This is a genomic window from Okeania sp. (assembly GCF_035285525.1).
Taxonomy (GTDB): domain Bacteria; phylum Cyanobacteriota; class Cyanobacteriia; order Cyanobacteriales; family Microcoleaceae; genus Trichodesmium.
In genome coordinates this window covers 25889-51155 of sequence record NZ_JAYKGW010000226.1, presented here as the reverse complement: position 1 = coordinate 51155, position 25267 = coordinate 25889, and the positions used below count along the sequence as shown (strand labels likewise).

General features: G+C 34.7%; 20 protein-coding genes and 1 pseudogene. 15 read left to right on the top strand and 6 right to left on the bottom strand.

Annotated elements, in window-relative coordinates:
* From VKJ25_RS21430 to VKJ25_RS21420, 3 genes are all read left to right on the top strand, one after another.
* On the top strand, positions 1–874 hold an 874-nt coding region (locus VKJ25_RS21430), incomplete at its 5' end, for a Calx-beta domain-containing protein (protein ID WP_324238675.1).
* Positions 875–1050: 176 nt separating this feature from the next.
* The gene (locus tag VKJ25_RS21425) at positions 1051–2016 is read left to right on the top strand and encodes a 3'(2'),5'-bisphosphate nucleotidase (RefSeq protein WP_324238674.1); all 966 of its coding nucleotides are present in this window, start codon (positions 1051–1053) and stop codon (positions 2014–2016) included.
* Between the two features lie 162 nt (positions 2017–2178).
* Complete coding sequence (locus tag VKJ25_RS21420) at positions 2179–2454, top strand: glutaredoxin family protein (protein WP_324238673.1); 276 nt, start codon at positions 2179–2181, stop codon at positions 2452–2454.
* Between the two features lie 331 nt (positions 2455–2785).
* Here VKJ25_RS21420 and VKJ25_RS21415 read toward each other — a convergent pair whose 3' ends face one another.
* Both VKJ25_RS21415 and VKJ25_RS21410 read right to left on the bottom strand, forming a co-directional pair.
* On the bottom strand, positions 2786–3118 hold the full coding sequence (locus tag VKJ25_RS21415; RefSeq protein ID WP_324238672.1) for a XisI protein: 333 nt from the start codon (positions 3116–3118) through the stop codon (positions 2786–2788).
* Positions 3119–3452: 334 nt separating this feature from the next.
* Positions 3453–3683 carry an element excision factor XisH family protein gene (locus VKJ25_RS21410; RefSeq protein ID WP_324238671.1) on the bottom strand — a complete coding sequence of 77 codons (231 nt, stop codon included), beginning with the start codon at positions 3681–3683 and terminating at the stop codon, positions 3453–3455.
* A 182-nt stretch (positions 3684–3865) separates the two neighbouring features.
* Between VKJ25_RS21410 and VKJ25_RS21405 the strand changes: the two genes are divergently transcribed.
* The 7 genes from VKJ25_RS21405 (at position 3866) to VKJ25_RS21375 (ending at position 12265) form a co-directional block, all read left to right on the top strand.
* Positions 3866–3988 carry a hypothetical protein gene (locus VKJ25_RS21405; protein WP_324238670.1) on the top strand — a complete coding sequence of 41 codons (123 nt, stop codon included), beginning with the start codon at positions 3866–3868 and terminating at the stop codon, positions 3986–3988.
* Between the two features lie 48 nt (positions 3989–4036).
* Complete coding sequence (locus VKJ25_RS21400) at positions 4037–4246, top strand: hypothetical protein (protein ID WP_324238669.1); 210 nt, start codon at positions 4037–4039, stop codon at positions 4244–4246.
* Positions 4247–4441: 195 nt separating this feature from the next.
* The gene (locus VKJ25_RS21395; RefSeq protein WP_324238668.1) at positions 4442–4639 is read left to right on the top strand and encodes a type II toxin-antitoxin system VapC family toxin; all 198 of its coding nucleotides are present in this window, start codon (positions 4442–4444) and stop codon (positions 4637–4639) included.
* A gap of 723 nt (positions 4640–5362) precedes the next feature.
* Complete coding sequence (locus VKJ25_RS21390; protein WP_324238667.1) at positions 5363–6856, top strand: UDP-N-acetylmuramoyl-L-alanyl-D-glutamate--2,6-diaminopimelate ligase; 1494 nt, start codon at positions 5363–5365, stop codon at positions 6854–6856.
* Between the two features lie 1549 nt (positions 6857–8405).
* Positions 8406–9518 carry a glycosyl transferase gene (locus VKJ25_RS21385; protein WP_324238666.1) on the top strand — a complete coding sequence of 371 codons (1113 nt, stop codon included), beginning with the start codon at positions 8406–8408 and terminating at the stop codon, positions 9516–9518.
* A gap of 349 nt (positions 9519–9867) precedes the next feature.
* Positions 9868–11574 carry a mechanosensitive ion channel family protein gene (locus VKJ25_RS21380; protein WP_324238665.1) on the top strand — a complete coding sequence of 569 codons (1707 nt, stop codon included), beginning with the start codon at positions 9868–9870 and terminating at the stop codon, positions 11572–11574.
* A 274-nt stretch (positions 11575–11848) separates the two neighbouring features.
* On the top strand, positions 11849–12265 hold the full coding sequence (locus VKJ25_RS21375) for a secondary thiamine-phosphate synthase enzyme YjbQ (protein ID WP_324238664.1): 417 nt from the start codon (positions 11849–11851) through the stop codon (positions 12263–12265).
* A 515-nt stretch (positions 12266–12780) separates the two neighbouring features.
* Here the strand turns inward: VKJ25_RS21375 and VKJ25_RS21370 are convergent.
* Positions 12781–13239, bottom strand: a complete 459-nt coding sequence (locus VKJ25_RS21370) for a hypothetical protein (RefSeq protein ID WP_324238663.1) — start codon at positions 13237–13239, stop codon at positions 12781–12783.
* Positions 13240–13447: 208 nt separating this feature from the next.
* On the opposite strand from VKJ25_RS21370, the gene cobJ reads away from it, so the two are divergent.
* From cobJ to VKJ25_RS21355, 3 genes and pseudogenes are all read left to right on the top strand, one after another.
* The gene (gene cobJ, locus VKJ25_RS21365; protein WP_324238662.1) at positions 13448–15496 is read left to right on the top strand and encodes a precorrin-3B C(17)-methyltransferase; all 2049 of its coding nucleotides are present in this window, start codon (positions 13448–13450) and stop codon (positions 15494–15496) included.
* 363 nt (positions 15497–15859) lie between these two features.
* Entirely contained in the window at positions 15860–16030 is a 171-nt protein-coding gene (locus VKJ25_RS21360) for a UPF0175 family protein (RefSeq protein WP_324238661.1), read from the top strand.
* Positions 16031–16185: 155 nt separating this feature from the next.
* Positions 16186–16572, top strand: a pseudogene (locus tag VKJ25_RS21355) (PIN domain-containing protein); the annotation flags it as partial.
* 355 nt (positions 16573–16927) lie between these two features.
* Here VKJ25_RS21355 and gatC read toward each other — a convergent pair.
* From gatC to VKJ25_RS21340, 3 genes are all read right to left on the bottom strand, one after another.
* Positions 16928–17218 carry an Asp-tRNA(Asn)/Glu-tRNA(Gln) amidotransferase subunit GatC gene (gene gatC, locus VKJ25_RS21350; protein ID WP_324238678.1) on the bottom strand — a complete coding sequence of 97 codons (291 nt, stop codon included), beginning with the start codon at positions 17216–17218 and terminating at the stop codon, positions 16928–16930.
* A 529-nt stretch (positions 17219–17747) separates the two neighbouring features.
* Positions 17748–18269 (bottom strand): photosystem I assembly protein Ycf3, encoded by a 522-nt coding sequence (locus VKJ25_RS21345; RefSeq protein WP_324238659.1) that lies wholly within the window; start codon positions 18267–18269, stop codon positions 17748–17750.
* 965 nt (positions 18270–19234) lie between these two features.
* Entirely contained in the window at positions 19235–19585 is a 351-nt protein-coding gene (locus VKJ25_RS21340) for an SH3 domain-containing protein (protein ID WP_324238658.1), read from the bottom strand.
* 989 nt (positions 19586–20574) lie between these two features.
* Here VKJ25_RS21340 and VKJ25_RS21335 point away from each other — a divergent pair.
* Complete coding sequence (locus VKJ25_RS21335) at positions 20575–22809, top strand: ATP-binding protein (protein WP_324238657.1); 2235 nt, start codon at positions 20575–20577, stop codon at positions 22807–22809.
* A gap of 1723 nt (positions 22810–24532) precedes the next feature.
* A complete protein-coding gene (locus VKJ25_RS21330) occupies positions 24533–25036 on the top strand; it encodes a response regulator (RefSeq protein WP_324238656.1) in 504 nt (167 codons plus the stop codon).
* Positions 25037–25267 lie beyond the last annotated feature (231 nt).

Sequence of the window (25267 nt, the reverse complement as noted above, 5' to 3'; positions counted from 1 at the left end):
CTACCAACCCACCCAAGGTACTCTTACCTTCCAACCTGGTGAAACCCAAAAAAATATAACCGTCCCCATCTTGGGCGACACAAAAGTAGAACCTCACGAAACCTTTAAGCTCAACCTCAGTAACCCCATCAACGCCCAACTCCAAGATAATGGAGGTATTGGCACTATTCGCAATAACGACCTTGCCAAAGTTTCCATCAAAGATGCTGAAATAACTGAAGGGGATGACGGCACAAAACAACTAAAATTTGACGTTACTCTCAACACCAAAGTTAACAAAAGGGTTGAAGTAAATTATGCCACTGTTGACGGAACTGCTAAACAAGATTCTGACTACCAACCAAAAGAAGGCAAAATCGTTTTCAAACCCAACCAGAAGAAAAAAACCATAACCGTTCCCATATTAGGAGATACTCTCAAGGAAGAGGACGAAACATTTAGCGTCAAACTCAGCAAACCAAAAAATGTTCAATTGGGAGATAAATCTGCTGTTGGTACTATTGAGGATAATGATGAGAACAGCGGTGAACCCGGAGATAGTTTCCAGACAGCGCTCGATTTAGGCAAACTTACAGAGGAAGTGGTTGTAGTTGACGACATCGGTTTTACCAGAGGAAGTTATCGTGATACCAATGACTTTTACCGCTTCCAAACAGATAAGGAAGGAGATTTTGCATTGTTCCTTGACGGTTTATTCAAAGATGCCAACGTCGAATTATATGGCAGTGGTGAAGAATTGATTAACCAGTCTAAAAACGATGGTAATAACCCAGAAATCATAATCACCACATTAGAACCAGGAAATTATTTTGTGCGGGTGTATCCTCAAGGTAGTAGTCGGACTCCCTACCGTTTGAGCATTGATTTGCTGTAACATAAAACCCCTAAAGGTATCTTGATTAGGACTTACACGGGAGGAACCCGTTTTCTAGGAGAAATCGTTGTTTTGAGCAATAGAAGTCTAGGAGAAACCGGGTTTCTGGGTTCATCTGCGTAAGTCCTGTTTATAATAATATATGCTATAACAAAGTACCTAACATAAAATTACTTATGGCATACGATCGCGAAAAACAAATAGCTATAGAATCGGCTCTAGCAGCAGCTAAACTCTGTGAACAAGTCCGCAGCAATATTCCCCCCGCAATGGAAAAGGGGGATAAAAGTCCTGTAACTGTTGCTGACTATGGCGCTCAGGCATTAATTTGCAAGGCTTTAGCTGCAGCTTTTCCTAAGGTTCCAGTGGTAGGAGAAGAGGATGCTACTGATTTACTGACTCCAGAAATGGCAGAAAATTTGACAAAAGTAACAAATTATGTTAAGCAACAAATCCCAGATGCCACCTCAGAACAGGTTATACAGTGGATTAACCAAGGTAACGGTAAAGTGGGACCTCGTTATTGGACATTAGACCCCATTGACGGCACAAAAGGGTTCTTACGTCAAGACCAATATGCAGTGGCGTTAGCATTAGTGGAAGCAGGAGAAGTGAAGGTCGGAGTGTTAGCTTGTCCAGCGATGCCAGTGGAAAATAATGAACCAGGAATGTTATATGTAGCGGTGCGGGGTGAAGGTGCAGCGATGATGCCAATAGCAGGAGGTGAACTGACTCCGATTCAGGTTGTGCAAGCGGATGATACTGCTAATCTTCGGTTTGTGGAGAGCGTGGAAAGTTCTCACGGCGACCAAGACCGTCAAAATGCTGTAGCTCAGGCAGTTGGTATTACTGCACCATCAGTTAGGGTAGACTCCCAGGCAAAATATGGGATTGTGGCATCTGGAAAAGCTGCTTTATATTTGCGTTTGCCATCACCAAAGAAACCAGACTACCGAGAAAATATTTGGGATCATGCTGCCGGAGCGATCGTGGTTGAGGAAGCAGGGGGGCGCGTTACCGATATTTATGGCAAACCTTTGAATTTTGCTGATGGATCAAAAATGGTTGATAACCGGGGTGTGGTTGTTAGTAATGGGATAATTCACGATCGGGTTTTATCTGCTTTACAGAGTTTTTCATAATTACGACATCACAAAGTAGGGACGTTCTATGGAACGTCCCTACAAGGGCGAATGCCATTCGCCCCTACTGTCAGCTATAGCATCTGTTCTCTATTCCCTATTCCCTATTCCCTATTCCCTATTCCCTATTCCCTATTCCCTAGCGCCATCTAATCTAAAATTATGAATTTGATTTTATACAGTAAACCAGGTTGTCATCTCTGTGAAGGACTTCAAGAAAAATTGGAAGAAATATTGAAAGACCCCGAAAGCACTTGTAAATTTGAGTTAGAGGTTAGAAACATCACCACCCGTGATGACTGGTTTCAAGCTTATCAATATGAAATCCCTGTACTTTGTGTTTCTGAAACAGATACAGCAACAGAAAAGTTGATACCACGTTTTTCACCTCGAACACCAGTCAGAAAATTGCAGCAAGTGTTACAGAAATATTTGTAAATTGCGACTAGGTTTAGTAACTGTTTTGGTGGTGTACAGTCATCATATTTGTGAGAAATAGGACTTAGATCAAATCCAGATAATTACTATACCAAAGTCATATCAAATGCGTTAGTATTCGTAGAATTGAAGACCGTAGGGGTTTGGTCTCCAAACCCTCTACCAGCTACGAAGCAGACAAAGAAGACCAGGAAGACAAGGTGGGAAGGGAGGAGCTATTGGTAGGGTGCGTTACGCTACGCTAACGCACCAACACCCCATATATATTCTATTTGTGTAAGTCCTGTTGATCAAGAATACACCTAATTCCTTTGGAAAAAATAGCTTTTCCCTAACCAACAGCAAACCCACTAAACTGTCGCCGATAAGCAGATTGAAAACTAAAAACTATATCTGTCTTGGGTACACCTGCCTCTAATAACTCGTCAGCAATGCCGATATCGCTACAATCTTGTTGTACCCAGATTTTCCCATCTTTAATATCAACATGAACTGTAGTCCCATATACCCGTTTATGGGCATCCCCACCTAGATTAACGACTAAATAGCGATCGCGTACTGTATCGAAAACAACTTCTACTTCTGTATCTGGAGAAATATCTTCTCCTAAGAAACTTTCGGTCAAAATTTTTTGCACCAGTTCGGAATAATTTAGTTTTTCCATGTTATAATATTCTCCTTGCTAGAATCAAAAATTAGTAATTTTAATTAATGTTCGGCGATGACATCTCGAACAAATTCGCGACGAAAAAAGCTATCGTAAATTTCCAAGGTAATTGCCAGATATAATATTCGTAGGACTTACGCATGAACGCTATTAGTAGGGTGTGTTTTGCGTTCCGCAAAGCTCCGCTTTATATGTCGGCTCAAGCGCCGAAACGCTACGGGACATGAAAAGCGCACTTCGTCACCCACCAATACGCTATATATAGTGCCTTTGCGTAAATCCTGATTCGATTTGGATGTGCTTTTCTTAATGCAGAGCGGTAGTTAAGCATTTAGCCAAGGGTTAAATGAAATTCTTTCACCTCGGATGCTCCTACAAAAGATTTCACTTCTACTGCTATTTTTTGCTCGCCTTTTTCAGCAACAATGATTTTTGCTCCACCTAAATCTATTTGGAAACTAACGTCGCCGACTCTCATAAATAGAGGATCGTGAGTTACAGTCCATCCATCTTTTTCGAGGACGAAGCGTACGGCATTATCAAAGATGTCTTTGGCTGACATAATAGGGTTTTTTTGAGGTTTAATTTTGGTTTAGTTGCTGGGGTTGTTTTTGATATTATAGCACTGAGGAAATGCTTATGGTTCTAAAAAAATGACTTTTTAACTATCATCTTGAAGTTGATTTTTTTGTTGAATAAATTATTAAAATTCCTCTGCTATAATGAAAAAAAATTAGAAGAAATATGATGAGTTTTAATTTTACTAATCAAGCAGAAAATTCCACCAAATTGAATTATCCAGTTTTGGTTGAACCTATCGAAACTGGTGAGTATCGAGCCACAATATTAGGATGGCCGGAATGTTAAGCTATCGCAGGAAACCGCGATGAAGCACTTACCAAATTCTCTCAGATAGTGACAGCACGTTTAGAAAAAGTGGAAATTGTATCCCTGGAAATTGAACGCCCGAAACCCGAACATCCCTGGATGAAATTTGCCGGAATGTTTAAAGATGATCCAGATTTTGAGGAGGTACAAGCTTTTATTGAAGAAGATCGTCGCCAACTTGATGCAGAGATGGAAATTTATTATCATCAACTTGATGTGGAGGAAAAAGTAAAGTGAGTTTGTGGGTACTGGATACCGATCATGTCTCTCTATTTCAACAGAGACATCCAATTCTTACACGGCGTATTAATGCCGTTAATTATGATGAAATTGCTGTAACTATATATTACTGCAAAGGAACAATTTTATGGACGACTCAATTGAATTAGAAGATCAAATTCAGCAGCAAAACTAATAGCAGCTTATACAAATTTGAAGACAACTTTAAATTATTTTTTAAGTGTAAATTTGCTTGATTTTGATGAAAAAGCTTATATTTGTTATAGACATTTAGTTAGTCAAAAAATTCGGATTGGCACTCTGGATTTACGAATTGCTGCTATTGTAATTTCTCAGAATGGCATTCTATTAACTCGAAATAGCAGAGATTTTGAAAGAGTTCCTGGTTAACAATTTGCAGACTGGAGAATTGAAGAGTTGTCAACATTCAGCTATTAGGAATAGAAGTTTCCTTTTGTTGCCAAAGTTAAATTTGGCAGGACTTACCCAGAAACTGGGTTTATCAACAAAATCTCATGGTTTGAACTGAACCCAGAAACGCGGTTTCTAGGCTCGTACCGGGTTTCTTTGCCTAAGTCCTATTTGGTTTAATAAAACTAAAGCAATTGCTAATAGCTGAGGACTGAATGCTTACGAATAGTTTTGTGGAATAAAAGTGGTCATATCAAATCTTTTTGCTTTGGAAAATAAGGTTTTACTACCAGTATTGGAGAAAATTGCTAGTTGGTATAGGGTTTGGAGACCAAACCCCTACGGCATTCAATTGTAACGATACTAGCAGATTTGATATCATATAGCAATCCTATTTAAGCGATCGCTAGAATTATTCCTTCTTTAGTAAAATTAACAACAAAACTTTTACCAACAATGAATTATAATAAAAGTTATTTTTGATGTTGTAATTTTATATTCAGGACTTACACGGGAGGAACCCGGTTTCTAAGGTAAATCATTGTTTTTAACAATAAATATCCACCCTCCTACCGGGTTTCTGGGTTCCCGTGGCTTTAGTCCTGATATTCACTCCTTTTGGACATTCCTTCTTTCTTTTTTTTTTGCCAAAAAATCCAAAATACCCTTAAAATTACAAAAAAAATTATCGGAGTTTCTAATATGAAATTGAGAGAATTATTAGCCAAAGTTCCCAGCATCTCACTGACAAATAATCACAAAGCTTTAGAAACAGAAGTTACAGGTTTAGCTACAAACTCTCGTACTTGCCAACCAGGGGATTTATTTATAGGAATACCAGGTAATCGCGTTGATGGAGGAGACTTCTGGGAGAGCGCGATCGCTAATGGGGCAATAGCAGCTTTAGTTTCTGATTCGGCAGCTACAAAACATCCACCTCAAAATGAGTGTGTAATTGCAGTTGCAGACATGAGTCAAATTTGCCCAGAAATTGCTGCTGCATTCTATGATTATCCTGGGCAAAAAATGAAAATGGTAGGCATTACTGGTACGAACGGCAAAACCACTACCACCCACATAGTCGAATTTCTCCTCAATAATGCTCAACTACCTACCGCTTTATTCGGTACTCTTTATGCACGTTGGCCTGGATTTGATCAAGTAGCAGCTTTTACCACACCTTTCCCAGTAGAGTTGCAAAATCAATTGGCGCAAGCAGTAGCAGCAGGTAGTGAATATGGCATTATGGAAGTTAGTTCCCATTCTCTGCATCAAAAACGAGTTTGGGGTTGCACTTATGAAGTGGCGGTATTTACAAATTTGACTCAAGACCATCTTGACTATCATCAAGACATGGATGATTATTTTGAAGCAAAAGCGTTGTTGTTTAGTTCAGACTATCTGAAAGGTCGAGCGATCGTTAATACAGATGATGCTTACGGTAAAAAGTTAATTGCCAGATTAGAGTCAGAAAAGGTTTGGAGTTATAGCACTAATGATTCTTCTGCTGATTTCTGGGCATCAGATTTAGAATACCAACCCACAGGAGTTCAGGGAATTTTGCATACTCCGAAGGGTGAGATTCCTTTTAGTTTACCATTGGTAGGGCAATACAATTTATCTAATATGTTAGCTGCGGTGGGAACAGCTTTGCATTTGGATTTAGATTTGGCAATGGTGGTTGCTCAGTTATCAGAATTTCCTGGTGTACCCGGTCGGATGGAAAAGGTACAAATTTCTGAAAAGCAAGATGTAAGTGTAATTGTTGATTATGCTCATACTCCTGATAGTTTAGAAAATTTATTAAAAGCAGCACGACCTTTTATTCCTGGTCGAATGATTTGTGTATTCGGTTGTGGAGGCGATCGCGACCGCACCAAGCGACCAAAAATGGGTAAAATTGCTGCTGAGTTATCAGATTTAGCTGTGGTGACTTCTGATAATCCCCGAACTGAAAACCCAGAAAAAATTTTACAGGATATTTTAGAGGGAATATCCCCAGAAATTAAGCCTTTAGTAATAGGCGATCGCGCTGCAGCTATTCAAACTGCTATTATGGAAGCTAAGTCTGGAGATGGGGTTTTGATAGCTGGAAAAGGTCACGAAGATTATCAAATTCTGGGTACAGAAAAAATTCATTTTGATGACCGGGAGCAGGCAAGAGATAGTTTGAGCAATAAGTATGGTTTAGTATAGATTTAGGTTGGGTATGGGGGCAAGTTTATCTAAGGAATGAGAGTAACCATAAAAATTCTGTAGGACTTACACGGGAGGAACCCGCTTTCTGCGAGAAAGCGGGTTTCTGGGTTCAGTTCAAATCACCAGATTTTGTTGATAAGCCCAGTTTCTGCGTAAGTCCTGTTCTGGTGAAAATCTGCCCCTACTATTGTACTATAGCGCTGCGCGCAGGGAACAGGGAGAATGAATGGCCAATAATATAAGGCTTTTAGCTATTGGACAGGTCCAAAAATAAAAAGTAAAATCAATTATTATAGCAACAGACAAGGCGATTAGGACATGGACTGATGATGAATCAAAGACCACGGAAAGACTTTTCCACCTGTTCCCTGTTCCCACATATCTAGTGTTCCCTGCTATATCTATAAATTATCAATTCTTCTTCCCTGTTCCCACATATCTAGTGTTCCCTGTTCCCTCTTTTCTGGAGATGTCTATTGGACAGCTCCTGCAATTTGTAAAGATTAAGTGCGCACATTGCTATATTTTATATGTGTCAGTTCATTTGGGTGTATATGGGGGCGGGTTTATCTAAATTTGAGAGTAGCCATGAAAATTCTGGTGAAAACCCGCCCCTACCATATTCTTTGATTACAGCGGTTTTTAGATCGGTAAACCACAGTAGGGACATTGCATAAGGGCGTCCCTACTGTATTTTGGTTATGGCGATGTAGTTCATCGAGAGTGAAAAGTGCTTTAAGTCAATACTCCTAAAAAACTACTTAAATGAAGATAAAATTTTTTCTGATTTTTTTTCACCCTAATTTGCTAGATAAAAAATCACAAAAGCAAAAGGAATTAGTAAATAAGTATCACCCATCCGTTATAGCAAAATTTAATAAAATAATAATAATCAAATATCCTGAAATTAGTTATAATAAATAGTTTAGTAAAAGGGATTATTTCTACTTGGACTTGGCAAAGTTTTTTTGCTGAGAATATAGTTTGGCGAAAGTTAATTTATGACAATACTTATTTAAGGTTAAAACACTAACACAAATTTGTACTGTTTATAGTAAACATTAATATTTTTTCTTCCTAGTCCCAGTATAATTAGACCTATACTATCTAACTCAGGGTAAGCATTTATCTGTCAGCTATTAGTTGTATATACGATCCCCCTAAATTCCCCTTTTTAAGCTATGCTTTATAAACATCTTTCTTAACATAAAATTTGACAAAAGAGAGAAGTTATGAGTTTGTCATTCAATGGGTATTTCGGGAGAGTAAAAGTACTTAATTAGAGGCTTTTCTCCCCCGACCTCCCTATATCCCCACCCCCCATCAAAAGGGTTTCAGGAGTTCGTTATAAGGGACAGCTTTTTAAGGGGGGCTTTGAGAGCTTCTCCCGCTTTTTAAGGGTGGCGGGGGAGATCGAAAATTGTACTTCCATAGATTAGATAACTACTATAATTTTTTGAGAAGCTAAATGCTGAAAATTAATGTTTACTTTAAAAATTAACTTGAAAAGCGTAATATTACTTTTTCAAAAGAGAAAAAAAAATCTATGTCTCGACCTACTTTATATCTTGCTATTACTAATCATGGATTTGGTCATGCGGTGCGCATATCATCTGTGGCTAATTTGGTGCAAAAAATGTGCCCAGATGTCTTATTAATTATGGTGACAACTGCTCCCCGTTGGTTATTAGAATCTTATATTGATGGTGATTTTATTTATCGTCCCCGTGCTTTTGATGTGGGGGTAATTCAATCAGATAGTATCACTATGGATAAGAAAACAACCCTGGAAAAAGTGCAAGAAATTCGAGAGAAAGAAAGGTCAATTATTGCGGGAGAAGTAAATTTTATTAAACAAAATCAAGTAGATTTATTATTAGCAGATATTCCACCTATTGCTGCTAAAATTGCTCAAGTTGCTGATATTCCTGGTTGGATGTTGGGTAATTTTGGTTGGGATTTTATTTATCGTCCTTGGGGTGGTGAATTTCTCGAAATTGCTGATTGGATAGGAGAATGTTTTAGTAAATGTAATCGTTTATTTCGTCTTCCACTTCACGAACCGATGGGAGCTTTTCCTAATATTTTAGATGTGGGTTTAACTGGAGGAACTCCACGTTATCAACCAGAAGAAATTAAAGCCAAATTTAATATTAATACAGATCAAGAAAAAACTATTTTACTGACTTTTGGTGGTTTAGGTTTAGACCAAATTCCTTATCAAAATCTGGCTCGTTTTCCTGACTGGCAATTTCTGACATTTGATAATAATACTCCTGAACTTCCTAATCTAATAAATGTCAGAAAAGAAGCTGAAAAAATAGATATAAATTTACCACATATTCGCCCTGTAGATTTAATGCCTATTTGTGGCAGAATTATTTCTAAACCAGGATATAGTACCTTTGCTGAAGCTTTACGTTTAGAAACACCTATTGTCTCATTAATCAGAGAAGGTTTTGCCGAATCAAAATTATTATTAGCAGGGATTCAAGATTATAGTTATCATCAAATATTACCTCCTCAAGAGTTTTTTGATAGTGACTGGGAGTTTCTCAGACAACCCCTCCAAGTCCCCCGTAAATCTGAAAAACTAGATAAAAAAGGCAGTGAAGCGATCGCTAAAGCTGTCGTAGAAGAATTAATAATTAATAATTAATAATGAAAGAGTTCTGGAAATCTCTAGAAAACTAAAGAAAACTATTTATCCACGAACTTGTACTTACAGTAATTTCGGAATTAGTGAGGTACCTGATTATTTGTTAAAGACTGGAAGTCTGTTCTTAATTTTTACAGTTCAAGGTTCCTGCTGGTTACAGCCTAGAAGGCTGTGCTACAGATAAGTGTACATCACTTATCCTCAAAATTGCTGTAATAAAAGATAGAAAATATCAATAAAATTCTAGTTTTGGTAAAAGTTATTAAGTGCATTGTTACAGATAAATGGCATAACTCTATAATTATCAATTATCCATTATCCATTATCCATTATCCATTATTTATTAATTATGTTCTCTAACATTAATATCAACAACTTAATTACAATCGATCTAAACAGCATTATTTTAACTGTAGCTGAAGTCGGATTTATAATATGTCTATTTGTCGGAATTAGATTTGCTGTAGGCAAAGGATATGAACAATTATTAAAAGCACAATCTCAACAATTATTCAAAGCACCATCTAAACAATTAATTAAACTACCATCACTTGAAAAAAAGCACAAAGACCTTGAAATTATCTACCAAAATATTCACATATTATTAATTATAAGTTGCTTATTATTATGTGTATTAACAATAGGATTTAATGGATGGCTTATTTTTCAGGGAAAAGACTTAATTGACTTCCAAACTTCTCTGATAAAAAAAATATCTTTTGATTACTTGTTAATTTTAACAATTAGAATATTTAAAATCGTAGGCATCCTAATTTTAACTAAATGGAGTATTCCATATATAAATCAATTTCTCACCTGGTCAAAAAAGAAAGCAAAAAACGTTGATACAATCACTGCAAATGATGCCAGTATTGAAAATCTATTTGAATTTTTCAGAAGTAATTTTAATAAAATAATTTGGCTGTTATATGCTGGTGTATCAGCTCAAATAATGGTATTTCCACCCGTAATAATCAAATATTTATATGTAAGTTTACAAGTTTATATGATTATTATTGTCGGATTATTACTGACGAAAGCTAATACAACAGTTGTTGATACTTTGAATGGTCTGAGCAAGAAATATTCCGATCAAAGAAATATTTTACGCATCTATGATCGCCTTAGTATATTAGTTCCTCTGGCTAAACGATGTCTTGAATATGCAATTTATATTACTACAGCTACTTTAGCAATTGAAAAAATTGATTTTCTTGGTAAGTTAGCTCATTATGGTCCTTTATTTTTGAAAATAATTGGGATTGTTTTTATGAGTCGTGTTGTTCAAGAAATTGGTCAACTTGTAGTAGAAGAGGTACTTTTAAATAAAGAAAATATAGATGATACAGATGATGTATCTAAGCAGAGGCGAGAAACATTTTTACCTTTATTTCAAAGTTGTACTAAATACCTGATTTACTTTGGTACAGGTATAGCAATTTTATATGCTATGGAAATGGATCCGACCCCTATTTTAGCTGGTGCAGGTATTTTAGGTTTAACAATTGGCATGGGAGCGCAAAGTTTGGTTGAAGATATAGTCGCAGGTTTCTTTATTTTGTTTGAAAATTATTACTTAGTAGGAGATTTTGTAGAGATAAATGGTGTTAGTGGTTTTGTAACAGGAATAGAGTTAAGAACTACTCGGATTAATTATGAAGATAAAAACTATATTATCCATAATCGTGATGTTAAAGATATAGTTAATCATTCTAGTTTCAGCAATGCGGTGGTGATGTTAAAAATTCCTTATCAAGTTAAGATGAATCAAGTCAATAAAATTATAGAAAAAGTTGGTAAGCAGCTTCAAGAAAAGTATCAGGAAGACATACTTGAACCAACAATAATAGAAGGAGTAGAAGAGTTTTCTCATAATCAACTATTAATAGAAGTCATTACACAAGTTAAGCCAGGAAAACATTTAATTATCCAGAAAGTTTTAGGTGTAATGATTAAAGAAGCTTTTGAGGAAGCAAATATTGAACTGACAACAGTTAACCACATAGCACTGAATAACGATCAACCTATTCCCATATTTTTAAAACCATTACGTTAAAAGCAGGAATAAGGAAGAAGTAAGAAGGAGGAAGGAAGAAGGAGGAAAGCTTAAAAGTATAAAAAAACTTAAATTTCTTCTACAAAAGTAGGAAGAAAGGTTAAAAGTAACTGGGGGCAGAAAAAGCCAAGGATTTTAATCCTTGGCTCATAGCTTAAGTCATTTTTAGATGACTATAAAATTTCATGCCTCGTCTTTTTTTTCTTGCTGATAACTGATAACTGAAAAAGCTGATAACTGAAAAAGCTGATAACTGAAAAAGCTAATAACTAAAATGACTCAATATCAACAATTATTGCAAATTAATACTACTGGTAAATCTTTGTCTAAAATCACTTCTAAAGTTGAGGAAGCTGTAGCTAAGTCAGGGATAAAAATAGGTTTATGTAATCTATTTTTACGCCATACTTCTGCTAGTTTAATAATTCAAGAAAATGCTGACCCAGATGTTTTAGTTGACTTAGAAAACTTTATTTCTAAATTAGTACCACAAGGTTATCATTATATTCATAGTGCAGAAGGACCTGATGATATGCCAGCTCATATTCGCAGTGTTTTAACCCATACTTCTGAACAAATTCCTATTAATAATGGCAGATTAGTATTAGGTACTTGGCAAGGAATTTATGTTTGGGAACATCGCCAACGTAGTCATCGCCGAGAATTAGTAATTCATATTAGTGGGGAGTGAAAGTAAGGCAGAAAGCAGAAGTTTTAGAGCGATTGGGAAAAACTAACTGTAGGTTGGGTTTCGTTCCTCAAACCAACAACCATAAAGCTTTGTTGGGTTGCGCTGCCCGATCTGAAAAGCGTTTCGCTACGCGACATCAATTTGCAGCATTCCGCAGCGAAAGCGTAACTCACCGAACATTATGGAAGAGTCGGGTCAATTCCAATTAGACGTTTACTGCTAATATCTACTTTTTTTTGGTTTTTTCATTTTCTAGTAGATTACACATTTTATCATTTTATCTGAAACAGTTTACTACAATTTTGATGGAAATAAGTGTTAAATTTTTTCGACTCTGTTATCCGATCTTATTTCCTCTAGGTTATCTGTTGAAAATATTTTACAGCGCTTTTCGCTCTTGATGAATCACATCGTTATATTATCTACCATCTCAAAAAAAGGTGCGTGACGGCAAAATTTTATAAGTTTCCCTAAAATTGAAAAGAAACTGCCGTCACACACCCTACAATTTTCTACTATTTTTGTGCTGTAACTTCGATTATTTCTGTATCCATAATAATCTTACCATTACTAACTAAATCTTCATGTTTATTAGTATTCAGAGTAACAGCAATTTTATTTTTTCCTGGTTCTAAATTTTTAATATAATACCAATTACCATAAATTCTAGTTATTTTTTCGTCGTTTATATACAAATGAGCATGACCTTCATAATAGTTACTATTTTGATTAACTGCTTCTGGAACAAATTTAAAATTAGTTAATTTCAACTCTAAATTCCATCCTTTCTTGGTATCTGGATAAACTAATAAATCAACTTTAGGAACAGGTTGTCCTGGTTGAATTTCTAATTTTTTATGACTATGATAATTATCTGCAAGTAAATAATTATTTGCAGAATTGACTGTAGTAGCAACTCCTAATCCAGCGGTTAAAATTAGTATTGTTGATGTTAGTTTGAGTATTTTGTTCATCTTTTTTTTCATATTTTCAGTATTTACGCAGAAACCGGATTTATCAACAAAATTTCATCCTTTGAAAAACAATATAATATTAGGGCAATAAACCCGGTTTTTTAGGGAGTTTGCTTAAGTTATGATTTGATTATTTTGTTCAAAATAATATATTATAGAAAAATACTAAAATGTCAAAAGACAACTTGTCATACTTATCAGTTGCAAAATGAATTTAATTGCCCAAGAATTTCAACCAATGGCCGCGATCGCTACAACTCCTACAGCGACAAAATTCTTACAACCTATTTGCCAAACATTGGGGGCAACTCTCTGGATACCAGAATCTTGTCAACTAAATATCAAACTTCCTCCCAACACCCAGGTTTACACCGACTCTCTGAAAAATCATCTCCCAAATATTTGGCAAAACTATTGTGCAATAGTTTTTTGTCTTGCTAGCGGTGCAGTTGTACGTTTAATTTCCCCATTGTTGCAAGATAAATATCGCGATCCGGCAGTAGTTGTGGTTGATGAAGGGGGTAAATTTGTCATTAGTTTATGTAGCGGACATCAGGGAGGTGCTGATCAATTAACTAATATTCTTGCTCCCCTCCTGAACGCTACCCCAGTTATTACCGGAGCATCTCATAATTTAGAATTACCTGGTATTGATATTTTGGGTAAACCTTTTGGTTGGCAACGGGGAACTGGTGATTGGAATCAAGTTAGCGGTATCGTTGCTAGGGGAGAAACTGTAGAAGTGATTCAAGAAGTAGGTTCGACGTTGTGGCAAAAACATCTACCGGAGCAACATCCATTTTATTTTGATTCTCCAGAAATAGGTGCAGCATCCCCTACTCCGAAGGCGAAAATTTTGATTGGTTTTACTCAAGAGAAGTTGTCGCCAAATTCAGATTTACCAAAAGTGCAATGGCATCCGCGAGTTTTGTGGGTAGGAGTTGGTTGCGAAAGAGGAACTTCTCAAAAATTAATTGCTACTGGTATCGAAGAAATATTTCGCGCTCATCATTTAGCAATGGAAGCGATCGCTGGTATTGCTACTATTAATATTAAAGCTGATGAAGTAGGATTAGTGGAATTTTGTCAGGAACGAATTTTGCCTTTAAGGACATTTTCAGCGGAGTTATTAAACAGCGTTGAAGTGCCTAATCCTTCTAAGATTGTCGCAGCAGAAGTGGGGACTTCTAGTGTTGCTGAAGCTGCTGCTATTTTAGGAGCAAAACAGGAGGAAAACACTAATTTTTCCGAATCTACCGATGACTCTTTTCCTTCCCTTAAACAAGAATTAAAATCATCTTTAAAAACAGAAATTAACCAGAATGAAAAACAACAGAAAGATACAGATTTTTCCGAATCTATTGATAATTCTTTTTCTTCCCTTAAACAGGAAGAAAATCTCTTAAAATCCTCTCAAAAATTATTAGTTAATAAACAAATATTCCGTCTGGAAGGGGAACCAGGAGCAATGACTATTGCTGTTGCTTTAGCTAAAAAAGAATATACAGGGAAAACTGGAAAATTATTATTAGTTGGTACAGGTCCCGGTAAACTAGACCAGATGACCTCCGCTGCTAAAACTGCCATTAGTTATGCAGAAGTTGTGATTGGTTATTCTCTTTATATTGACTTAATTAAACCATTATTAAATCCCGGACAAATAGTAGAAAAAATGCCAATTACTCAAGAAAGACAACGAGCCGAAAGAGCAATTGAATTAGCAAACTTTGGTTTAACTGTAGCAGTAGTTTCTTCTGGAGATTGTGGAATTTATGGCATGGCAGGATTAGTTTTAGAACAACTTCGAGCCAAAGGTTGGAATGGGAAAATTCCGGCAGTAGAAGTATTTCCAGGAGTTAGTGCTTTACAGTCTGCTGCATCAAGAGTTGGTGCGCCTTTAATGCACGATTTTTGTGCTATTAGTTTGAGCGATTTATTAACACCTTGGGAAGTAATAGAAAAACGTTTAATTGCAGTAGCAATGGCTGATTTTGTGGTGGCAATTTATAATCCTAAATCTCAGAATAGAACTGAACAATTAGTTAAAGCAGTGAATATTTTTTTAGAGTATCGTCAACCAGAAAATTCAGTAGCAATTGTTCGTTCTGCTTATCGAGAAAAAGAAGAAATTACATTAACAAATTTAGGTAAATTATTAGAAATTTCAGTTGATATGTTGACTGTAATTTTAATTGGTAATAAATCTACAGGAATTCATCATAATTGGATGATTACACCAAGAGGTTATTTAGGGTAACTTCAGTTATCAGTTATCAGTTCAAACTAACAACTAATATCATGTGCGGTTGAATAGTTATAACTATAGCTTGTATAGCAATCCTGAATAGGTTGTAAGATTTTATAGTAGGGGTTTGGTCTCCAAACCCGTTTGGTCTCCAAACCCAAGCGCTAAGGGATTTGGAAACCAAACCCCTACAGCTTTTTCTCGCAAATCATTTCATATTGTTATAGCACAATTTTTTGTATTTCAAATAAGAGTATATCTCAATAATAAACCAGGTGTATTTTTATGGTTTTTCAAATCACAAAATATTATTAATAAAGCAGGTTTATGGATTGATATATTAATATATTAATAAAAAAGTGAAATATTAAAAATATGGAGACAACAATTCCTATTAAATTACCAACAGCAGTATTTTCTGCACTTCGCAAAACACCGGATGAATTTGTCAAAGAAATGCGTATTGCAGCAGCAATTAAATGGTACAAACTTGGAAAAATATCTCAAGGTAAAGCAGCAGAGATAGCTGGTTTAACTCGTTCATAATTTATCAATGCTTTGTCTCGTTATCGGGTAGATTTTATCCAATATTCTGAAGTCAGAATTAGTGGCAGAAATGGAAAATGTTGATTAAGCAAGTTATTATCAACTCTTCTCCACTAATTGCCCTATTTAAAAGTCAGTAAGCTGATTTATTACCTCAGCTTTTTACTGATATTTTAATACCAGAAGGAGTGTGGAATGAAGTTATAGCAGAAGGTAAAAATGATATACCATCTCAAAAGTTACCTACTGTAAATTGGGCACAAAAAAAGAAAACAAATATTATTCCTGAAATAGGAGCTTGGGATTTAGGAATAGGAGAATCAGAAGTATTAAGTCTAGCTCTTAATACTTTTAATTTTGGGGTTATTATTGATAATCGGGCAGCACGTCGTTGCCCTGATACTTTTGGTATTGTTACTATTGGAACAGGTGGAATATTAATATTAGCTAAACAACGAGGAATTATCTCTTTAATATTTCCAAGAATTAAAGCTTTGCTTGATGCAGGTTGGTGGTTATATCATGTCCGGATCAGAGCCTGATCAAAAAGTTTTTGTTTATATAGCATTTCATTAACTAGATTGTCACATTTTACGGTAGGGATTTGGTCTCCAAATCCCTACAGGATAACTTTAATTATAACTATTCAACCGAACATGATATTATCTGATAATTTAATCAATCTGCTCACACAAAAAGCTGGTGAGTAATTATGATTTTTAAAGTAGCGGACTTCATCCTAGTAAAATAACACAAGCAAAATACCTGTTTTACAAAGGATTAAAACCCGCTAGCAATTTGCTGCCCTAATATTTGAGCTTTTATTCTGTAAGCATTCAGCCTTCAACTATCAGCTCTTATTGCTGATAGCTAACAGCTAATAGCTGTTTGCTTACTTTATTCTTCACTCATAATTTTTGGAACTTTAAAAAAGTCCCCATCTTGCTCTGGAGCGCAAGAGAGAATTTCTTCTCGATTCGGAAAAGGTTCTAAACGATCCTCACGAGTAATATTACTAACATCAATTGCCCTAGTAGTAGGAGCCACATTTTCCGTATCTAACTCACTCAACTGCTGAAAATATTCCAGAATACTACTTAACTGAGTAGTAAACATTTCTTCTTCTTCTGGTTTGAGTTCTAGTCTAGCTAAATGTGCAACTTTATGCACTTGTTCATTGTCTATAATCATTAGTAACTGTTCCTATTTTCAAAACTATTATAGTGCGTAGCGCTAGGGAACACTTAACTGGAAACAGGGAACAGGGAACAATTGAGTAGAAGTGTAGGTTGGGTTGTTCCCGTTAGGGTTGCGCAGCATGGAACCGAAACCCAACAACCCTATTATTCGTAGGTTGGGTTGTTCCCGTTAGGGTTGCGCAGCATCAAATGAAACCCATGCACTATTTAAGGTGTGTTAGTCTACTGCTATACCTAATGTTGGGTTTCGTTCCTCAACCCAACCTACTGGATTAGACCTAATGTTGGGTTTCGTTCCTCAACCCAACCTACTGGATTAGACCTAATGTTGGGCTTCGTTCCTCAACCCAACCTACTGGATTAGACCTAATGTTGGGTTTCGTTCCTCAACCCAACCTACTGGACTACTTGCTCTGTTCATCAAAGAAAGTCATCGATCTCCGTGTCCCCCCTGTCTCCGTGTCTCCGTGTCAAATCTTAAAAACTTACCCTTGTAAGCTACTCCCTACTCCCTAAATTTAGAAAAATACCTCTTTATTGGAACGCCCAGTAGTTTTCAACCAATTTTGAGCTTCAATGTAATTATTAGGAGCTAAACTAATTGCTTGTTTCCAATATTCGGCAGCTTGATCAAACCACCTATTAGCTTCTTCTGAGTTACCTATTTCTTTTGCTTTTTCTCCTCTATAGTGAAAAATTACAGCAATATTATTTAAAGCTTGAGGCATTCTAGGATTATTTTCTAAAGCTTCGTGATAATATTCTAATGCTCGATCATGTTCCCCATTACTAGCATGAATTAAACCTATATTATAAAGAATATAACTCCGATCATTAGAATCTTCTTCTAATTTTAAAGCTTCATTATAATTTTCCAAAGCTTCCGCATATTCCCCATCAGCTTGTGCCGACATTCCATCACGATAATAAGCAAAAGCTTCTTTCGCTTGATTATTTGTTGGTAATAGCTTCAAAATCAAATCTGCCATAACCGTAAATGACTTATCAATAAAATTATCATTCCTTTGAGTTCTGGGCATATTACAAATCTATATTTTTAGGTACATAAACTAGAGTAGAACAATTTTGAGCAATATGTGCAATTTTTCATATTTTTTAGGAAATAGGAAGAAAATAGTAGGCACGTTAATACCATTTCTCAAAAAGAATACTATATTTGATTGGGTGGGTTCGTGTGGTTCATTTGGTCGGTGTGGGGAAAGATTAAAGGTAAGAAAAATAATTACTAACCAACTAATAATTGTCACGCAACAGATTTTTAATCTTGGTAATTATTAAGGTATTGAAGTGTAGCTTAAGTATAGCATTGCTTTTGGTAAGTAATTAGTATAACATCTATATAGAGTAGTCATTCTAGTTCGGAGGGAATAAAAAGTTAAGAAAAATAAATGCACTCTAATAATTATAATTAAGGTAAGGTAAAAATTTCCCATCAACTAATCCAATATCATGGCCGGTTTAATAGTTAGATTTTGGAGGAATGAAAATATAGCAATCCTATTTTATTCGTGTCAAAAATCTTGTCTTTTTTCGGGAATAAGTATGGAGGCAATAGCTCAAAGTTTCAGAATTGATTTCTAGTTTTTGATTGATTAGAATCTATTTAGGGTTTGCGCTCAACAGTCTGATGGTGAAGGTAGGGAACACTTAACTATTTAAACTATCTGCTACGGTCAAATTTTCTGACAAATTGTGTCAAAAATTTACTATTTGGAGACAACAATAGTCAAAAAATAGGTACTTTTTTTAAAGCTAAAATTGCTAAAAATTTATAATTTCAATCCTTTGATATTTCCATACGCAAGCCCTATTTAGAATTGCTATAGAAGACAGAAGGAAAAGAAAGGTTCAAAGGGAAAAGTTTTTGATCATTGATTATCTGGGCATGATATAAATTCATAGACATTTATAGTAATAAAAAATCAAGTCAATTATTACACTCTTAATTAATCAATTATTTTTCCCTACTTCCTACTCCCTTTTTCTAATACTTATATTGACAATCTGTTAAATATTGTGACCATACATAACCCTCTATTGGACGAATAATTCTGGTCCAATTTCTACCTTCACTACCATCAGTAACTCCAATAGCAACTACTGCACCATCTTCCAGAGTACCAATTATTGTACCATTTGGTTTTTGTCGTACATTCAAAGGTGAATCAGTTGGGTCTGATACTGTACAATAACCAACAGGAGTTTGAGCCAGTTGATATTTTGGAGTTGGTACAATCTTTGTTTTAGGGTTGATAGCTAGGGCAACTGTATTCAAGCCTAATAAACATAGAGAAACACAAGCAGTATTAATTAGATATTTTTTCCAATTATTCATTTTTATTTCCTTGTTTAAATTGACTACATAATATAATTATAACGTCAGCATTACAGTAGTTTTCATTTTGGTAGACTACAGACGTTACATGGAACGTCCCTACAAGGTTTTGGTTATGGAAATTTGGTTCATATTGCTGTTAGCTGACTATAGCATTTCCCTTTTCTTGTAAGGTACATTGATAATCCCCCTAAATCCCCCTTTAAAAGGGAGACTTTTTGTTCACTTCCCCCCTTTAAAAGGAGGACTTTTTGTTCACTTCCCCCCCCTTTAAAAGGGGGACTTTTTCTTCACTTCTCCCCCTTTAAAAGGGGGACTTTTTCTTCACTTCCCCCCCCCTTTGAAAGGGGGACTTTTTCTTCACTTCCCCCCTTTCAAAGCTATGCTTTACCCACATATTTCTTAATATAAAAATTGACAAATTATGGGTAAGTTTTAATTTGGCTTTTTCAGGATAAAAATGTAAAAAAAACATATTTTTTTGCAGTTATTTAAGTAGTTTTACTTGGCTACTATCATATTTTCTCCTTTCTCCCCTACTCCCTTCTCCCCCTCTCCCCACAACCTTTTCAGGAGTTATGGGTAAGGGATAGCGCATCATCGGGGGGACTTTTTGTTCACTTCCCCCCCTTTAAAAGGGAGACTTTTTGTTCACTTCCCCCCTTTCAAAGCTATGCTTTATAAACATCTTTCTCTTTTCATAAAAATTGACAAAAGAGACAAGTTATGTGAAAGCCTGGCGTCGGCTTTTTTTGTGGAGAAAAGTGTATTGAATCAGACACTATAAGTGAAGAATATAGACAAAATTCTTACTCCCTCCTCTTACCCATCTACCTTGTCTACCTTGTCTACCTTTTCTTCCATAAGGGTTTCAGAGTTCCTTATAAAGCTATGCTTTAAAAGGGGGATAGAAAACTGTACCTCACAAGTATGGGAATTGCTATACTTACAAATAAAGAATCTAGAATCAAAAATTATAATCAGGTAAAATGGATACTAAAAAAGTAAATTTCACTAATAACTATAACGAACAAATTAATATTCCTGACTACATTCAAGATCATGGAGTATTATTGGTTTTACAAGAGCCAGAGTTTAAGATTATTCAAGTTAGTAGTAATACAGGAGAATTCCTAAATATTCCTCCAGAAAATCTACTCCAACAAAACATTAACTGTCTCTTAGCACCACATCAAATAGATAAAATTAATAATAATTTAGTGGGAGATTTTCAATGTATAAATCCACTGCAATTATCTATTAAATGTGGAAATGAAGTTAAATTATTTAACACTATTGTTCATCGTCATAATGAGGTTGTAATACTAGAAATTGAACTTTGTGCAGATAAATCAAAGCCAGATTTTTCCCAGTTTTATCGACTCACTTTTCCCACAATTAATCTAATTCAAAAATCGGCTAATTTACAGGAACTTTGTGAAATTATAGTTAAAGAAGTTCGCAAAATTACTGGTTTTGATCGAGTAATGATTTACAAATTTCATCCTGATGATAATGGAGAAGTTATCGCCGAAGATAAACGAGAAAATATGGAAACATATTTAGGTTTACATTATCCTGCTTATGATGTTCCCCAACCAGTAAGAGAGCTTTTTTCTGTTAATTCTCTACGCATTATTCCTAATATTCACTGTCGAGCTGTGGAGTTAATACCTAAATATAATCCCTTAACTAAACAACCTCTAAATTTAACTTTTTCTGTGTTGCGGGGTGTTTCTGATTGTCATGTAGAATATCTGGATAATATGGGTGTTATGGCTTCAATGGGAATTTCTCTGCTTAAAGAAGGCAAATTATGGGGATTAATTGCTTGCCATCACCAATCAGTTAAATATATTCCCTACAATAAACGAGTGGTTTGTGAATTTTTAGGTCAAATAATGTCGATTCATATTCCAGTTAGAGAACAGAATGATAATTTAGATTATCAAATTGCTCTGAAGTCGGTTCGAGCTGAAGTAATTAAGATTATTTCTGAGTCAGAAGATTTATTAAATGTTATCAAAAATATTGATAGTAAATTATTAACAATTGTGGGAGGAACTGGAGCTGTAATTTCTCTGGAAGGAGAGTACCATAAGGTAGGAAAAATACCAAAAGATGCCGAAATTACAGAACTATTAAATTGGGTAAAAAATCAGATTTACACTGATATTTATGCAACTAATTCTTTGCCAATAATTTACCCACCAGCTCAAGAATTTAAAGAGGTTGGTAGTGGATTATTAGTATTAGAAATTGCTAAAGTACAAGAAATTTATATTTTATGGTTTCGACCAGAAGTAAGTCAAACAGTTAATTGGGCAGGAAATCCAGAATATCCAATTGAGATTGAATCTAATGGTACAATGAAACTTTGTCCTCGGAAATCTTTTGAGGAATGGCAAGAAATAGTTCAATTTCATTCCTTACCTTGGCAACCTTATGAAATAGAAGGAGCGCAAGAGTTTAAAACTGCAATTGTGGGAATTGTAATGCGCAGAATTTCTGAATTAGCAAAGATTAATTTGGAATTAGAAAAAACTAATAGTGAGTTAGATTCTTTTACTTATTTTGCTTCCCATGATTTAAAAGAACCATTGCGAGGTATTCATAATTATTCAACATTTTTGATGGAAGATTATGGAGAAATTATCGATCAAGATGGTCGAGATAAATTAGAGACTTTGGCGCGTTTAAGTCAACGAATGGAGGATTTAATTAATGCTTTGTTATATTTCTCTCGTTTAGGTCGTCAAGAACTCCATAAATCTGCTATTAATTTGAATGAATTAATTGACAATGTGTCTGAGATGGTTCGGGTTAGTAAACCAGATATATCTTTTCAAGTAAAAAAACTGAATAAGTTACCAGTAATTTATGGAGATAAAATCCTTCTAGAACAAGTATTTAGCAATTTAATTACTAATGCAGTTAAGTATAATTTAAAAGAAGAGAAAATTGTCGAAATAGGTTATAAAGAAACTGAAGAATCTGCAAATATTATATATATCAAAGATAATGGTATCGGTATTCGAGAAAAGTATCAAAATACTATTTTTCAAATTTTTAAACGATTACATAGTAAAAATAAATTTGGGGGTGGAATCGGAGTCGGTTTAACCATAGTGAAAAAAATTATGGAACGTCATAATGGTCAAATTTGGGTGAAATCTATTTATGGAGAGGGAACAATATTTTATCTAAAATTCTGGAATAATTAATAATTCATAATTGATAATTAATAATCAAAACTATAGCAGTCAGTTGTGATTTGTGAGAAGAGGATATAAATGGTACTGTCATTCTATTAAACTTGGTTTATGCAGGAGTTCTCACATCTAATTTATGATTGCTATACCTCTAATTATTAATTCTCTATTGGTAATAACTTTAGCATATTCAGATTAAATATAAGTATTCATTCGTCAACTCTTAGCTAACAGTAATGAGTTATTAATTCATGATTCTGGAAAGAGGAATTATTTTCACTCCGGAAAGTTAAATACCATAACCCAGGAAAAGTTGAATGGGAGTGCATTCCGGAGGAAGGGCTAACTACTAATAGCTGAATGGGAGTGCATTCCGCAGGAAATGCTTACCGAATAATTAATAATTCATAATTCACGGCTGGAAGCCTCCCCTATCCTAGGGGATAAATCAAAAATGTTCATGATTAGTCAATCCCCTTCTTTGAAGAAGGGGCAATGATTAATTGTTCATTATTAATTGCTGAAAATTAAATACGCTATATGTCGCAAGATTTTGGTGGCAGTTAGGAGTTATAATTAAGTGAGAACTGAGCTATTAACTATCAGCTATAAGACCAGTTTTTTGTAGTTAAGATTAATTCTGGCTCAATAAAACTTTGCTCTTAAAGGCTGGGGTTTAAATAAAGTTTTTATGTAAAATAAAAAATAATAGCTGATAGCTGACGGCTGACTGCTAAATTATTACATAATTAATAAATAATATTCAAGGGTTTTATAGCGTTTCCCAAAGTTATAAGGCACATCTATTTTTATTCTATTCTCTCCATACCTGTTCCCTGTTCCCTAAAACCCAGTTTTTTTTACCAAAAAATGAGGTATAAAGTCCCCCCTTATTCGGGGATGAAAAAATATTTAACTCAGTCTTTCAAGCCTCCAAATTTAGTCGAAGGTTCACTCTTTATTGATAACTGATAACTGAAATGACCTCACCACAAAACTATGATTACTATAGCAATCCGTGCATAGGTTGCAACAAATCAAAAACTAGAAATAAACTCTGAAAATTTTACCCATTGCCTATTGCCTCTATACCTATTCCCTAAAAGTAGTAGGATTTTTATACACAAATAAAATAGGATTGCTATATAGTTTAAATTCACTATTATAATTTTTTTTACAACTGATTAATAATTGTTATAGTGAACCTAGATATTTTGTCAAAAATCCAATCTATATTTATAGATAATAACTTTAAAAAATTATTACCTTTAAGTAAGCATTTCCGGCAAAATGCTGCGCCAACAGCTATTAGCAATAAAAATCTCCAGCTTAAGGAGGATATTTAAAGGAATCAAGAAAGTGAAAACTGTAAGCATTTAGCCGTCAGCCATTAGTCGTTAACTCATGTTGTTTGTCAGGAGGAATTATTCTCCAAGAAGTAAAATATAAATATAAATAAAAATATCATCAGCTAACCTTACTACTTACTAACCTTAGTAACTTATTACCTTGAAAAGCTGATAGCTGAATGCTTACTTAAAACTGGCTTTTATCGTAAAATTTCATTCTGAATAATAAAGCTTTTATCAAAAACTAAAAGCACTCTTATTATGGCTGAATGATTACCAAAAAAAAGAGGTATAAAGCCTCCCCCGTCTTCGGCGATGAAAAAAATTAACTCAGTATTTAAAGCCTCCGAATTTAGTCGGAAGTTCACTCTCTACTGATAACTGAAATGACACCTTTATTACCATTATTCCCTTTTCCAATGAATAAAATCAACAATAATTTAAAAAAAAATTTATCTTTGTTAGTAATTGAAGATAATGAAGAAGATTACGCTGCATTAACTAGAATAATGAAAAAGCTAGATTTTCAGCATCCTATATATCACTGTTTAGATGGAGATGAAGCTCTAGACTTTTTGTTTAATACCGGAGAATATTCAGATCCGAAAATAGCACCCCGTCCGACAATAATTTTAATAGATTTAAACCTCCCAGGAACCGATGGACGAGAAGTAATTAAAGTGATTAAAAACAATCAAGAACTTAAAACAATTCCTGTAGTTGTACTTTCAACTTCATCAAATCCACAAGATATTCATATTTGTTATGAACAAGGAGTGAATAGTTATATGGAAAAACCAGTTAATATTAAAGATTTCCATACAAATATAGAAAACTTTTTATCTTATTGGTTTAGAACAGTTATTCTGCCTATAAATAGTTATATATAATAATCCTAAGTTTGGGGGTTAAGGGCATTTAGTTCCTACTACATAAGGGGGGCTATACATCAGTCTTATTGTTATTACTTTACAAAAATTTATACAAAGTATCTTAACATTAAGAATTTTTGGCATTAAATATGTTATTATTTGATAAAATATCAGAACTTACTCAGGCAAATCAAAATCGGGTCTATTATCTTGATTGTTGTTTTTCAAGTCACAAAATTTTCTGAGTAA

Coding starts and splice junctions, on each gene's coding strand:
- VKJ25_RS21420 (WP_324238673.1), top strand. CDS start 2,179: ATGAATTTGATTTTATACAGTAAACCAGGTTGTCATCTCTGTGAAGGA.
- VKJ25_RS21345 (WP_324238659.1), bottom strand. CDS start 18,269: ATGCCCAGAACTCAAAGGAATGATAATTTTATTGATAAGTCATTTACG.
- VKJ25_RS21340 (WP_324238658.1), bottom strand. CDS start 19,585: ATGAATAATTGGAAAAAATATCTAATTAATACTGCTTGTGTTTCTCTA.
- VKJ25_RS21385 (WP_324238666.1), top strand. CDS start 8,406: ATGTCTCGACCTACTTTATATCTTGCTATTACTAATCATGGATTTGGT.
- VKJ25_RS21330 (WP_324238656.1), top strand. CDS start 24,533: ATGACACCTTTATTACCATTATTCCCTTTTCCAATGAATAAAATCAAC.
- cobJ (WP_324238662.1), top strand. CDS start 13,448: ATGAATTTAATTGCCCAAGAATTTCAACCAATGGCCGCGATCGCTACA.
- VKJ25_RS21425 (WP_324238674.1), top strand. CDS start 1,051: ATGGCATACGATCGCGAAAAACAAATAGCTATAGAATCGGCTCTAGCA.
- VKJ25_RS21360 (WP_324238661.1), top strand. CDS start 15,860: ATGGAGACAACAATTCCTATTAAATTACCAACAGCAGTATTTTCTGCA.
- VKJ25_RS21380 (WP_324238665.1), top strand. CDS start 9,868: ATGTTCTCTAACATTAATATCAACAACTTAATTACAATCGATCTAAAC.
- VKJ25_RS21410 (WP_324238671.1), bottom strand. CDS start 3,683: ATGTCAGCCAAAGACATCTTTGATAATGCCGTACGCTTCGTCCTCGAA.
- VKJ25_RS21335 (WP_324238657.1), top strand. CDS start 20,575: ATGGATACTAAAAAAGTAAATTTCACTAATAACTATAACGAACAAATT.
- VKJ25_RS21415 (WP_324238672.1), bottom strand. CDS start 3,118: ATGGAAAAACTAAATTATTCCGAACTGGTGCAAAAAATTTTGACCGAA.
- VKJ25_RS21405 (WP_324238670.1), top strand. CDS start 3,866: ATGATGAGTTTTAATTTTACTAATCAAGCAGAAAATTCCACCAAATTG.
- VKJ25_RS21390 (WP_324238667.1), top strand. CDS start 5,363: ATGAAATTGAGAGAATTATTAGCCAAAGTTCCCAGCATCTCACTGACA.
- VKJ25_RS21370 (WP_324238663.1), bottom strand. CDS start 13,239: ATGAACAAAATACTCAAACTAACATCAACAATACTAATTTTAACCGCT.
- VKJ25_RS21375 (WP_324238664.1), top strand. CDS start 11,849: ATGACTCAATATCAACAATTATTGCAAATTAATACTACTGGTAAATCT.